The 11520-nt window shown below is 60.2% G+C and carries 17 protein-coding genes; 8 read left to right on the top strand and 9 right to left on the bottom strand.

Annotated features, from left to right (window positions below):
- The first annotated feature begins 2 nt into the window (after positions 1-2).
- The 3 genes from J7447_RS23160 to J7447_RS23170 are packed head-to-tail and all read left to right on the top strand — an operon-like array spanning position 3 to position 2871.
- Entirely contained in the window at positions 3-1016 is a 1014-nt protein-coding gene (locus J7447_RS23160) for a LacI family DNA-binding transcriptional regulator (protein ID WP_023002945.1), read from the top strand.
- Positions 1013-2284: a glycerate kinase gene (locus J7447_RS23165; protein ID WP_209171076.1), complete on the top strand. Its 1272-nt coding sequence runs from the start codon at positions 1013-1015 to the stop codon at positions 2282-2284. Before J7447_RS23160 ends, J7447_RS23165 begins: the two co-directional genes overlap by 4 nt.
- Entirely contained in the window at positions 2281-2871 is a 591-nt protein-coding gene (locus J7447_RS23170) for an HAD family phosphatase (RefSeq protein WP_209171077.1), read from the top strand. Before J7447_RS23165 ends, J7447_RS23170 begins: the two co-directional genes overlap by 4 nt.
- Positions 2872-2901: 30 nt before the next feature.
- Here J7447_RS23170 and J7447_RS23175 read toward each other — a convergent pair whose 3' ends face one another.
- From J7447_RS23175 to infC, 3 genes are all read right to left on the bottom strand, one after another.
- Positions 2902-3801 carry a sigma-70 family RNA polymerase sigma factor gene (locus J7447_RS23175; RefSeq protein ID WP_209171078.1) on the bottom strand — a complete coding sequence of 300 codons (900 nt, stop codon included), beginning with the start codon at positions 3799-3801 and terminating at the stop codon, positions 2902-2904.
- A 15-nt stretch (positions 3802-3816) separates the two neighbouring features.
- The gene (locus J7447_RS23180; protein ID WP_209171108.1) at positions 3817-4482 is read right to left on the bottom strand and encodes a flavodoxin family protein; all 666 of its coding nucleotides are present in this window, start codon (positions 4480-4482) and stop codon (positions 3817-3819) included.
- Between the two features lie 168 nt (positions 4483-4650).
- Positions 4651-5190: a translation initiation factor IF-3 gene (gene infC, locus J7447_RS23185; RefSeq protein ID WP_075283347.1), complete on the bottom strand. Its 540-nt coding sequence runs from the start codon at positions 5188-5190 to the stop codon at positions 4651-4653.
- 332 nt (positions 5191-5522) lie between these two features.
- Between infC and J7447_RS23190 the strand changes: the two genes are divergently transcribed.
- A complete protein-coding gene (locus J7447_RS23190; protein ID WP_209171079.1) occupies positions 5523-5990 on the top strand; it encodes a hypothetical protein in 468 nt (155 codons plus the stop codon).
- Positions 5991-5998: 8 nt separating this feature from the next.
- On the opposite strand, the gene J7447_RS23195 is transcribed toward J7447_RS23190, so the two are convergent.
- Together J7447_RS23195 and J7447_RS23200 are read right to left on the bottom strand one after the other, a co-directional pair.
- On the bottom strand, positions 5999-6373 hold the full coding sequence (locus tag J7447_RS23195; protein WP_023002953.1) for a YkvA family protein: 375 nt from the start codon (positions 6371-6373) through the stop codon (positions 5999-6001).
- A gap of 106 nt (positions 6374-6479) precedes the next feature.
- A complete protein-coding gene (locus J7447_RS23200; protein WP_075283357.1) occupies positions 6480-6728 on the bottom strand; it encodes a hypothetical protein in 249 nt (82 codons plus the stop codon).
- 201 nt (positions 6729-6929) lie between these two features.
- On the opposite strand from J7447_RS23200, the gene J7447_RS23205 reads away from it, so the two are divergent.
- Positions 6930-7181, top strand: coding sequence for a YMGG-like glycine zipper-containing protein (locus tag J7447_RS23205; RefSeq protein ID WP_023002955.1), 252 nt, complete (start codon positions 6930-6932; stop codon positions 7179-7181).
- A gap of 143 nt (positions 7182-7324) precedes the next feature.
- Here J7447_RS23205 and J7447_RS23210 read toward each other — a convergent pair whose 3' ends face one another.
- Both J7447_RS23210 and J7447_RS23215 read right to left on the bottom strand, forming a co-directional pair.
- Entirely contained in the window at positions 7325-7486 is a 162-nt protein-coding gene (locus J7447_RS23210; RefSeq protein WP_158514155.1) for a hypothetical protein, read from the bottom strand.
- Positions 7487-7610: 124 nt separating this feature from the next.
- A complete protein-coding gene (locus J7447_RS23215; RefSeq protein WP_023002957.1) occupies positions 7611-7775 on the bottom strand; it encodes a hypothetical protein in 165 nt (54 codons plus the stop codon).
- Between the two features lie 195 nt (positions 7776-7970).
- Between J7447_RS23215 and J7447_RS23220 the strand changes: the two genes are divergently transcribed.
- Positions 7971-9002 carry a cation transporter gene (locus J7447_RS23220; protein WP_055659627.1) on the top strand — a complete coding sequence of 344 codons (1032 nt, stop codon included), beginning with the start codon at positions 7971-7973 and terminating at the stop codon, positions 9000-9002.
- A gap of 28 nt (positions 9003-9030) precedes the next feature.
- Here the strand turns inward: J7447_RS23220 and J7447_RS23225 are convergent, their stop codons facing one another.
- Together J7447_RS23225 and J7447_RS23230 are read right to left on the bottom strand one after the other, a co-directional pair.
- On the bottom strand, positions 9031-9618 hold the full coding sequence (locus J7447_RS23225; RefSeq protein ID WP_152505390.1) for an exopolysaccharide biosynthesis protein: 588 nt from the start codon (positions 9616-9618) through the stop codon (positions 9031-9033).
- 145 nt (positions 9619-9763) lie between these two features.
- Positions 9764-10216 (bottom strand): host attachment family protein, encoded by a 453-nt coding sequence (locus J7447_RS23230; RefSeq protein WP_023002960.1) that lies wholly within the window; start codon positions 10214-10216, stop codon positions 9764-9766.
- A 208-nt stretch (positions 10217-10424) separates the two neighbouring features.
- Here J7447_RS23230 and J7447_RS23235 point away from each other — a divergent pair, with 208 nt between their 5' ends.
- Positions 10425-10853 carry a DUF4399 domain-containing protein gene (locus J7447_RS23235; protein ID WP_209171080.1) on the top strand — a complete coding sequence of 143 codons (429 nt, stop codon included), beginning with the start codon at positions 10425-10427 and terminating at the stop codon, positions 10851-10853.
- Positions 10854-10942: 89 nt separating this feature from the next.
- Complete coding sequence (locus J7447_RS23240; RefSeq protein WP_286189474.1) at positions 10943-11518, top strand: MgtC/SapB family protein; 576 nt, start codon at positions 10943-10945, stop codon at positions 11516-11518.
- Positions 11519-11520: the final 2 nt, after the last annotated feature.

Below are 11520 nucleotides of genomic sequence, written 5' to 3' on the forward strand. Positions count from 1 at the left end.
TCATGAAGAAGCGGCCGACAATTCTGGATGTTGCAAGGCAGGCGGGCGTTTCGAAATCGACCGTCTCGCTGGTGCTCCAGAATTCGTCGCTGGTGAAACAGTCAACCCGGGAAGAGGTGGCCAGGGCAATTGATGAGCTTGGTTATGTCTACAACCGCTCGGCTGCCGGCTTGCGGGGCGCTGCATCCGGCCTCATCGGCCTGATCATCAACGACCTGCGCAACCCCTTCTTCACCGAATTTGCCGCCAGTGCGCAGATGACCTTTGCCAGCAAGGGATACTCGACCGTCATCGCCAATACGGATGAGGACCCGGAAATCCAGGCTCAGGTGATCGACAGCATGATCGAGCATGGCGTGTCGGCCTTCGTCATCTCGCCGACCTATGGCGGCGACGAAAGCCCGTTCGAGCGGATCGAGCGGGCCGGAATTCCCACCATGCAGGTGCTGCGCCAGCTGGACGAGCGCACGGACCTGTTTCCCTTCGCTTCGCATGACTACGCCTTTGGAGGCGAAGCAGCGACACGGCACCTGATCGATACGGGATGTCAGAAGATCGCCTTTGCCGGCGGTCTGGCGGATCGTCCGATCACCTTGGAGCGCATGTCCGGCTATCGAAGCGTGATGCAGGCGAACGGCCTTGCGCCGACCATTTTTCACGGACGGCCATCGAGGCAGTTCGGCCGTGAAATCGCGCTGAAGATCCTTCAGGAACACGAAGGCCTGGAAGCGGCGATCTGTTTCAGTGACCTGGTTGCGCTTGGCATGCTGAGCGGCTTTGCCGAGCTTGGCATCAAGGTTGGTCAGGATTTCAGGATCATCGGCTTCGACGATATCGAGGAATGCTCACTGGCCTTTCCCAGGCTCAGCTCGGTGCGCTGCGATACTGCGCTGTTCGGCCGCAATGCTGCCGAAGCGATGCTGGCCTGGATTGTCGACGGCGTCAGGCCACCCGACACGAAACATTATCCGGTCGAGCTGATCAAACGGCAATCGACCCTGGGGCTCGATGCATGACAGATTGTTCGCGTGAGGCCCTGTTGCGGCGTCTGTTCGAGACGGCCGTTGCAGCGGCCGACCCGATGAAGTGCGTTCCCGCATTCCTGCCGGAAAGGGTTGACGGCCGGACGGTCGTGATCGGTGCCGGCAAGGCGTCGGCACGCATGGCCGAAGCGGTTGAAGCAGCCTGGGGGGCTTCAGAGGGACTGGTCATCACTCGCTACGGCTACTCCAGGCCTTGCCGGGGGATCGAAATCGTCGAGGCATCACATCCGGTGCCGGACGGGCGTGGGCTTCAGGCAACACAGCGCCTTCTCGGTCTGTTGTCCTCGCTTGAAGAAGCGGATCACGTGATTGCGCTGATTTCAGGCGGGGCGTCGGCGCTGCTGGAGGCGTCGGCCGGAGATATTTCGCTGGCTGACCTGCAAGCCTTGAATGAAGCCCTGCTGGCATCAGGCGCGCCAATCACCGACATGAACACGGTCCGCAAGCATGTCAGCCTGGTCAAGGGTGGCCAGCTTGCAGCGGCAGCCTATCCTGCCCGGATGACGGCGTTGATCATTTCCGATGTTGCCGGTGACGATCCGGCCTTCATTGCCTCGGGCCCGACGGTCGGCGATCGGATGACGCCAGCGGACGCGCGTGCGGTTATCGAACGCTTTGGCATGTCTGTGCCGGCATCTGTTCTCGCTGTGCTGGACAGCGCCACCGGAGTGCTGCCGCCGGAACATGAAAGAGTGTCGAGGGTGGAAAACCGCATCATCGCGGCACCATCGCTTTCGCTGGAAGCAGCGGCAAGCCTGGCAGCCGACGAAGGTATGGAAGTCGAGATCCTGGGGGATGCCATTGAAGGCGAGGCGCGCGAAGTGGCTGAACAGCAGGCGAGACTCGCGATCGAACGCCAGCAGGCGATGAAACCGGGTGGGCGGCCCGTCCTGCTTCTGTCCGGCGGTGAATGCACGGTGACGCGGCGCGGCAAGGGCTGTGGTGGTCCGAATGCGGAATTTGCCCTTGCGCTCGCGATCGCGCTCAAGGGAGCTGACGGTCTTTACGGGATTGCCTGTGACACAGACGGTGTCGACGGGGCGGCGGATGTTGCAGGGGCGGTTGTTGGCCCAAGCACTCTTGAGCGTGCAGAGGTGCTTGGCCTCGACCCGGTCGCCATGCTCGGCGACAATGACAGCCACAGTTTCTTCGCGGCTCTTGGCGATCAGGTGGTGCCGGGGCCAACCCTCACCAACGTCAACGATTTCCGTGCAATTCTCATCGAAAGCCCAATGACATGAATGAACTGGAGACGCTTCTCCAACGGGCGCAGGCCCTGATTTTCGATTGTGATGGTACGCTGGTGCAAACACCAACGCTCTATGCCGGTGCCTGGCAGGACGCGTTCAGGGCCGCCGGTCATCATATGGAGCCGGACTGGTACCACGCCCGGGCGGGAATGTCGGAACATGTGCTGCTTGATGACTACGAAGCCGAGCACGGCGTTACGGTGGATCGCCCACTGGCCGTTCGGGAGATGCGCACGGCAGTATTGGCCCGGATCGGTGAAGTCGGCGAGATCGAGGTAATAAGCGCCATTGCGCGGAGGTTTCACGGCAAGTTGCCGATGGCGGTCGCCTCTGGTGGACCGCAGGAAGTGGTGCTGGCGTCGTTGAAGGAGACGGGACTGCTGCCGTTGTTCGATACGGTTGTCACGATTGATGACGTTGCCCATGCCAAACCGGCGCCGGATCTCTTCCTGGAAGCCGCTTCCCGGCTCGGTGTCGCAGCCGCACAATGCCTCGTGTTCGAGGACAGTCATCAGGGGCTTGAGGCAGCGCACAACGCAGGAATGCCGGTTGTTGATGTGAACCGGCTTATCGGATAACGCCGCGAAACTGATTTCCACTCGTGCTGATCAGTTCAGGTCAATTGGCGGACGTATCGTGTCCTCCTGCTCTGCGCCAAGATGCCTGAGCTTTTCCGGGTTGCGGGTCACATAGATGGCGATGATCCTGCCGTCCCGGATCTGCAATGCGGTTGTCTGGACAATGCCGCCATCTTCCTCGGTTACAAAACCGGGCAGTCCGTCAATGTCAGCAAACCGGATCAGGCGTGACGGAGCCTTTCTGAAATAGCGGGCGAGTGCCGCAAAGAGGCTCATCGACCGTTCGTGCCCGAATGTCGGAGCTGAAGTGGCAGGCACCTTGCCGCCGCCGTCGGCGTAGACGACGATGTCTTCGGCCAGCAGGGATTGGAGTTTCTCCATGTCGCCGCTGCGCGATGCTTCGTAAAAGGCGGTCGCCAGCTTCCGGCCCTGTTCCGGCGTGGCGGAAAAGCGTGGTCTTGCTTCCTGCAGCCTTGCCCTGGCCCGGCTGGCGAGCTTGCGGCAGGCTGCCGGTTCCCGGTTGATGGCGGTCGAAATTTCCTCGAAACCCATGCTGAAAACGTCATGCAGCAGAAAGGCGGCCCTTTCGAGCGGTGACAGCCGCTCCAGAGCCACCATCACGGGCAACGTGATGTCGTCGGCGACTTCGACATCTGATGTCGTCAGCAGGGGCTCTGGAAGCCAGGGGCCAACATAAGACATGCGGCGACGGCGTGCGGATTTCAATTCATTGAGGCAAAGCCGTGTGACGATGGTCTTCAGGAAAGCGACAGGCTCGCGCACCTTTTCCCGGTCGGCGGCAAGCCAGCGCAGCCAGGCTTCCTGAACCACGTCTTCCGCGTCGGAGACTGATCCCAGCATGCGGTATGCGATGCGGGTCAGTCGCCTGCGTAAAGCTGTGTCTTCTTCAAGGGCCGGTGTGTCCGTCATGATCACGACAGCCTATCACGTCAACGCCGGTTCGGGCCGCGCTTGCGCCCGTCCGGCTGCAAACTGCAAGGCCGTATTCGCCACACGCCTGCCCAGATGGCGGGCGGTTGCCAGATCCGCGGCCGGGGGAGCTGTCTGCGGCCCTTCGTCGGTGTTCGACTGTGCCGCGGCCCCGAGCCAGAAACCGAGCCGGTTGAGATCGTCTTCCGATCCTTGCGAGGAACAATTGGCTGGCGGCAGGTCCAGGCTGACCCAGTGCATGCCGTGCTGGGCTGCAAACAGGGCCAACTGGATGAGCACCGCCAGCTTGTCGCCGGAGCGCGAACCGGAATTGGTGAAGCCGGCCGCAATCTTGTCTCGCCAGAGATAGCCCTTCGACATGATTTCCTGCGAGCTGGCTTCCTGAAAGGTCTTGAAGGCGGCGGAGGCTGCGCCGACGTAGGTTGGCGTGCCGAAGATAATTGCGCTGGCCGCATTGAGTTCGTTCCAGCGGGTGCTGGCTTCATCGGCCGTCAGAAGCAGTGCGCGTGCACCGTCGACATCCTCTATGCCCTGCCTGACAGCCGCTGCCTGACGTTCTGTGTGACCATACCCGCTGTGAAAAACGACGGCGACGTCAATCAATTGCCGGTCATTCGCAAGCTTGGTCTGAAGCCCTGCTGCTGCATTCCCATTGTCCATCATCATTTTCGTCTCCTGCGCACACCTGGTGTTCGCAGGTAATGACAAGACAGCGGCGCTGGATGTGACATGCCGGACGGGATTTTTGAGGAAATGAGTTGTTCTGCCGCCTGAAAACGAGAAAACCCCGCCGGAGCGGGGTTTTCGGACATTCAAACGCGATGAAGCTTACTTGATCGGAGCCAGAACCATAACCATCTGGCGGCCTTCAAGCTTCGGCGCGGATTCAACCTTGGCGATTTCGTTGGTTTCCTCACGGACCTTGTTGAGCAAGTTCATGCCCAGGTCCTGGTGGGCCATTTCGCGGCCCCGGAAACGGAGTGTGACCTTCACCTTGTCGCCTTCGCCAAAGAACCGCAACATGCTCTTCATCTTCACCTCGTAGTCGTGGGTGTCGATGTTCGGACGCATCTTGATCTCCTTGATCTCGACGGTCTTCTGTTTCTTGCGGGCTTCTGCTGCTTTCTTCTGAGCCTGGTACTTGTACCGGCCATAGTCCAGGATCTTGCAGACAGGCGGATTTGCGTTCGGCTGGATTTCAACAAGATCCAACCCGGCATCCATGGCGATGCCCATCGCCTCTTCTGTCGGGATGACGCCACGGTTGGCGCCTTCATGATCAATCAACTGGACTTCGCGAACGCGAATTTCGTGGTTTGTGCGCGGGCCTTCCTTCGTAGGAGGCGGGGCGCGGAACGGACGGCGAATGGTCGCAAACTCCTCTTTCGTTTCAACGTGGCGCTAGGACTTTGATATGCTCCATGCACAAAAACCCTCGGAACGCTGGTACCAAGGTGCTGAGATGGATATGGCCTAACGCCATCCCCCAACGTCTTGCGAAACCGGCAAAAAGTCAAGCGAAAACACCGTTTTCGACATGCCGGGTCACATTTTCAGGGGCTAAGGCTCCGGCTGGCCTGATCATGGCCAGTCGGGCAACTGCCGGTTCTGGAAGGTTGCAATCCGACCGGCAGATGGTCAACTAAGCAGTCAGCTCGCGCATATCAAGGAAGGACAGCGGTTTGGACGGCGGGAAATTCATGTTGCAGCTTCTCAGGATCGCGTTCGGTTTCATCTTCGCGGTGCTGGCGTGCGGCCTGTTCCTTGCCTGGGGCTTTTTCCGGGCCGGGCATCCCGAAGCCGACCCGATTGCCTTTGCAACAATGGTCGGAAGCGGTCTCGTGGGTGCAAGCGTGGTCGGTGCCACGGCCCTGGCCCCGGCTGCCGTTGCAATCGTTCTGGCCGAAGCTGCACGGCTGCGCAGTTTCCTGTTTCACGTCGGTGCCGCCGGGGTGATCGCCTTTGCAGTCTGGACACTTGGAGCCGAAGCCGCGGACAGTGCTTTCCGGCCGGGAAGTGCGGTTGCGCTGGCGGCCGGATTTATAGGCGGTGGAATTTACTGGCTGATTGCCGGGAGAACGTCAGGCTGCTGGCACGGAACCAAAGCGGCCGGTCAAGTGACGCACAAGCCGGCACAAGACGATCAGCCCGGACGCGACCACCCCTAGACAGGCGGTCAGATTTCACCGTCCTTCAAGGCATCCTTTGCAGCCTGGTAGTGATCCGGCCGCATGTGGCTGCGGATCATCGCGAGGGCCGCCAGAAGCACGGTCGCGTCATCGCCGAAGCCGATGCCGATCAGAAAGTCTGGAATTACGTCCAAAGGCAGCACGAAATACGCCAGCGATGCGAGGACGGTGGCCCGTACCTTGCTGGGTGTCGAGGGATCGAGCGCGCAGAAATAGCCGGCGACGACATCTTCCATGAACGGCACCTGACGCGCGGCCTTGCGGACCGTGGTCATCAATTTCTGACGGATCGTCTTCTTCTGCTCTTCCTCTGGACCGAGGATCTCGGGGTCAAAGCCAAGGTCTTCAAAAGTGGTGTTCATGGAGCCGCCTGTGCTTGTGTTCGCCTTTAGAGATAGGTTTTCTTGCCGGCGGCTTCAACGTTTCGCCCTCCCAGGCCGGGCTGGAAGGGCCGCGCAAGGTCGCCGGTCAAAGGGTTGCGGCGCTGTTTTCCTCAGCCTCGGTCAGGTCGCTATGGCCGAGGCGCTCCAATGCCCTGTCGATGTCCCGAAGGCCCGACGAATCCGGGGTTTCGTTACCCATCGGGCTTTCCGTCGCCGCCCGTTGCAGGGCACGTGCGTCCTCTCGCATCCGCAGAAGCTCGTCTACGCGATCAGCCTTGCTGCGCGTGTTGTCTTTCAGAATACGGGCGATCTCGTCCCTGGTCCTGTCAGTCATGTCGGATCCTCCTGTAAGTGGCAGCCGGGAAATCCTCTTCTGGATCGCCGGCTGCCCGATACCGGGCAAACGTTCGAGGCTGACAGAAGTTCCTCCGCACGACGGATCTCTGCGTTGGTCTTGGCGGCAGTTTTCCATCTTTTTCTGGAACATTTCCGCTGCTCTCCCGTTCTGCCTAATGCAACACGAAGGGAGTTGATCATGTGGAAAATCATGCTGGTTGCGGTCGCTTTGACTGGTCTGACCGCTTGCAACAACACGCAAAAGGGCGCGGTGATCGGTGGTGCCTCAGGCGCGGCGATCGGTGCTGCAACGACCGGTAAGGCAGGCGGAGCGCTTGTTGGTGGCGCCGTCGGCGCAGCTGCCGGTGCGCTTGTCGGAAGGGCAACGGAACCGGGCAAGTGTATCTACCGCGATTCCTATGGCCGTGAATATGTGGCGGCTTGCCGTTAATCGGTCTGCCCGGCGATCTGCCGGGTCACCTTCCATGAGCGGGAGTTGAACGTCTCGCCCGAAAAACAAAAGGGACGACCTTTTCAAGGTTCGTCCCTTTTGTTTGGTCCTTCGAAGGGCTCTACCCTTCCGGACTGGAGAACTCAAAGCAGGATGTAGCCGACAACCGCCAGTGCGATTACCGCGCCTGCGGTGCCGATCGCCAGGACGTAACGCATCTCGTGAAGTTCGAGGCCCTGCTTGGCTTCCTTTTCTCCCAGAACGACTTCTTTGTCCTGTTCGTTGGTCTGCCTTTGATAAGTCATCTCTACCTCGCTGGATTGTGCGTCGTTGCAAGCGCTGAGGGCGGTTTGGCCTCATCACTCTTCAGAACAACGTTCGAGAGGCAGTAGTGTTCCTGAAAACGTCCAGGCTGGCCTGAGCGTACGGTCAATAGCTGAGCAGGAATATCAGGGCGATCAGCGAGAAAATGATGCCGCTGAATCCAAAGCCAAGAGCAAGGTGCTTCCAGCTGGAGGCTTCCTTGTCTCTGATCCTTTCACGCAGGATGGCAAGGTGCCGGTCCGCATCGTCGTTAAAGCCGTGATAGATCATCTTCACTACCTCGCGATGTTGCCACTTGGCAGTCAGGCTCGACTGCTCTTCAGCGGTTAACGCGCAAGACCCTTATTCGTTCCCCCCTGGGAGATCCAAGCGGGAACGTTCAGGTGGGAACTTCCTGGTGGGGTGACCGTTTTCCCTTTGAAGTCCGGACAACTTCCGCAAATGCCAAGAGGGGACAAGGTCACTATGGGTTTCGACAGCCTGCCGCTGTGGGTCTTGCTTGCGCTTTTTGCAGGTGCCGGTGGAGTTATACTGGTTTGCGGCATTCATCTGACCGGTCAGGCTGACCGTATCGCCGACCGGACAGGGCTGGGCGAGGCCTTGGTTGGCGGTGTCCTGCTGGGGGCGGCCACGTCGCTCTCGGGCACCGTGGTGTCCGTAACTGCAGCGCTGGACGGCCGCGCGTCGCTGGCCTTTTCAAATGGCGTTGGCGGTATCGCTGCGCAGACTGCCTTTCTGGCCATCGCTGACATCGTTTACCGGCGCGGCAACCTGGAGCATGTGGCCGCTGACGTTTCCAGTCTTTTTCAATGCGCCCTGCTGATGCTTTTGCTGGCCATTCCCCTGGTCGCCTACACCACCCCGGAAATCACGTTACTGGGCGTTCATCCAGCCTCCTACGCCCTGGTTATCGTTTATGGCAGCGGTTTGCTGGCTCAGCGGCACGTGCGGGAGCAGCCCATGTGGCGTGTCGTGAATACGTCCGAAACCCACGAGGACAGCCCGGATGAGGAACAGCACGACCTGCGCGGTAACTTGCGGCTTATCGCAGGGTTTTCAGCGCTGATGCTTATCCTCGCCTCGATGGGCTGGGTGCTGGCGGAGGTGGCTGGCGCGCTGACGGACCGTTTCAATCTCAACGCCTCGCTTGTCGGTGCGCTGATGACAGCCGTTGTCACCTCGCTGCCCGAACTGGTGACGACGCTGGCAGCCGTGCATCGTGGTGCCCTGCAGCTCGCCATCGGCGGCATCGTTGGCGGCAACACCTTCGACACTCTGTTCCTGACGCTTTCCGATGTCGCCTATCGCGACGGCTCGCTTTATCAAGCCGTCTCCCCTCAGGACTATTTCTGGCTGGCGATCGGGCTGGTGATGACGGCGGTTCTTCTTCTGGGGTTGCTGGTGCGGCAGAAGTCAGGCCCCGGCGGGATCGGTTTTGAAAGTGTCAGTCTGCTTGGCATCTATGGCGGTGCCATCGCGCTTCAGGCGCTCGGTTGATCCTGCGAACCTGTTCGGGAGGCCTTCCTCAGAACAAGGCCGTCAGTGCCCAGACAACGATGGCCAGGGGTAAAAGCGCGGCAAGGGCAAACAACCCGTCCCGGGTGAGGAGAGAGAAGGCAATCAGGCAAACAGATGCGCCAAGAAGCGATGACGAGAATGGCACCAGTTCGAGAAAGGGCATCAAGGCGCCGAACAGGAGGCAGGAGAGCGGCAACAAGGCCCGAAGAGGTTGCCGGAAGAGGAACCGTGCTCTCGCGCGGGAATGTTTGTCCAGCCAGCGTGCGGCGGGCCGCAGCTTGTTCATCGCCACCCGCACCTTGTCGCCCTCAAGACTTTGCTGACCCAACCAGTGGGGAAGCCAGACCCGGTCGCGTTTCATCAGCCATTGTGCCGCGATCAGACAAATGGTCACTCCGCACAGGCTTGAAAACAGGGGAATGCCGCTCAGCGGTGTCACGACGGCGGCAGCGGGCACGATCAACATCGTCGCAAATCCGGTTTTCTCGAAAGCGCCGACCACGCGGTCAAGCGAGACCTGTCCTTCTTTCGTGATGTCTCCGACCCTGTCGACAATGGACGTCAGGGGCCGGTCCAAGTCCGGATCAACGGTCATGGTCCTGCCTGTTTCAGCGGCCGCAATTGGCGGCCACTATGTTCTAGGGTGAAAAAATTCCGAGCCTGGTCTTGCAAGGCACATCGTGGCAGGGGCGTTCGGACGGTGGCGGCCGAACGCCCTGAGCGTCTGCGCAAGAAGATGATTATCTTCCGAAGACAAGTTTCTCGATGCGATCGACAGGATGATTGGTGAGATCCTTGTCGATCTCCGCGACGACACGGTCACTGACTTCCTTGTGCAGGCGCTTGCGGACCTGGCCGAGAACCGACGGGGCTGCGACCAGTACGATCTCGTCGAACTTGCCCTTGTGGGCGCGCTTGTAGAGCATCTGGGCAAGGTCCGCGGCGAAATCGTCTTCAGCCAGCGCATGCCAGTCGGCTTCCTGAACCGCACTTCGATGCCCCTGCGGACCGTCACTCAAACGACCGGGACGGTCAGCGGTCTGCTCGCGGTTGGGAGGGTTGTCCTGGGTTTCTTTCCGAAAGACCTTGAGGTCCGGCACGTGTTCCGTGCCCGCGTTGGTCAGGAACAAAGCCTTGGTTCCGTCGGCAACGACTACCCAACCATCATGTTTCAGTCGGATCGCATCCTTCATGTCGCACTCCTGCAGTTTTGGGTCCGTCTGGAGTGAACGCCGGACCACCGGAAGCGTTCCTGAGGATATCTGTGACAATTTCGACAGTTCGCAAGCCTACCAGTACGGGAAACGGATTGCAGGGCCTACCGGAAGAGAGCGCGGCGCCCTAAGTGAAGAGTGGTCGTGAGGAACAATGCAGAATTCCGTCCTTGAAAGGGAGAAGATCATGAAGAGACTTGCAATCGGGCTCGGTGCTGCCGTGCTTGCCCACACAGGTGCTGTCGCCCAGGCTGGAGAAACTCCGGCACCGGACGGCGTGAAGCTCTACTTCGTAAACCTGAAGGATGGCGACACCGTCAAAAGCCCGGTGACCGTCCAGTTCGGCCTCTCCGGAATGGGCGTTGCCCCCGCCGGTACGGAAAAGGAAAACACCGGCCACCATCACCTGATCATCGATGAGAGTATCGAGGGCGAGGAGCTGAACGAAGCTATTCCGGCGGATGACAATCACAAGCATTTCGGTGGTGGGCAAACCGAAACCACGATTGAACTGCCAGCCGGTTCACACACGCTGCAACTGGTGCTGGGTGACTGGTCGCACATTCCGCACAATCCGCCGGTCATGTCGGAAAAGATCACGGTTACCGTGGAGTAGGCGGCAGGCAGCACCGGTCACCTTCCGGAACGAAAGACTTGTTGCGGCGTTGCTCTCTTATGCTGACCGACCCGCAACAAGGAACGACCATGGTAGACCGGCTTGCCGCAGAGATGGACCTCGGCTTCGGTGCGGTTCCGCTGGACGTTCTGGTTCTGCGGATGATTGCGGCCATCGTTCTGGGCGGTATCATCGGGTTCGAGCGGGAAGAGCGTGGCAAGGATGCCGGGCTCAGGACGCATATGCTTATCGCATTCGCCTCGTGTCTGTTTCTCCTGATCAGTCAGGCGCTTGCCGATCTGCCCTTTTCCGGGGCGAGCAACGTCAATGTGGATCCGCTCCGCCTGGTCGAAGCCGTGACGGCGGGCGTGGCGTTTCTCTCCGCCGGTCTGATCTTCTCCCGCAACGGCTCGGTACAGAACGTCACAACCGGCGCATCGATGTGGCTGGCAGGTGCCATCGGCACGGCCTGTGGCGTCGGTCAGATCGGATTGGCAGGCCTTGCAACACTCATGGTGGTGATTGTCCTGGCCGTCATCGGCCGCCTGCAAAGCAAGCTCGGTCCCCGGGCCCGGGACAGCGCCCCGGACGAGGGATCGAACGTGGAATCTGACAACGTTCGCCACGCGCGGGCGAACGGCCTTCGCGAGGAAGGATCCATGTGATG

The organism is Labrenzia sp. R5_0, from assembly GCF_017743835.1.
GTDB classification, from domain to species: domain Bacteria; phylum Pseudomonadota; class Alphaproteobacteria; order Rhizobiales; family Stappiaceae; genus Roseibium; species Roseibium algicola.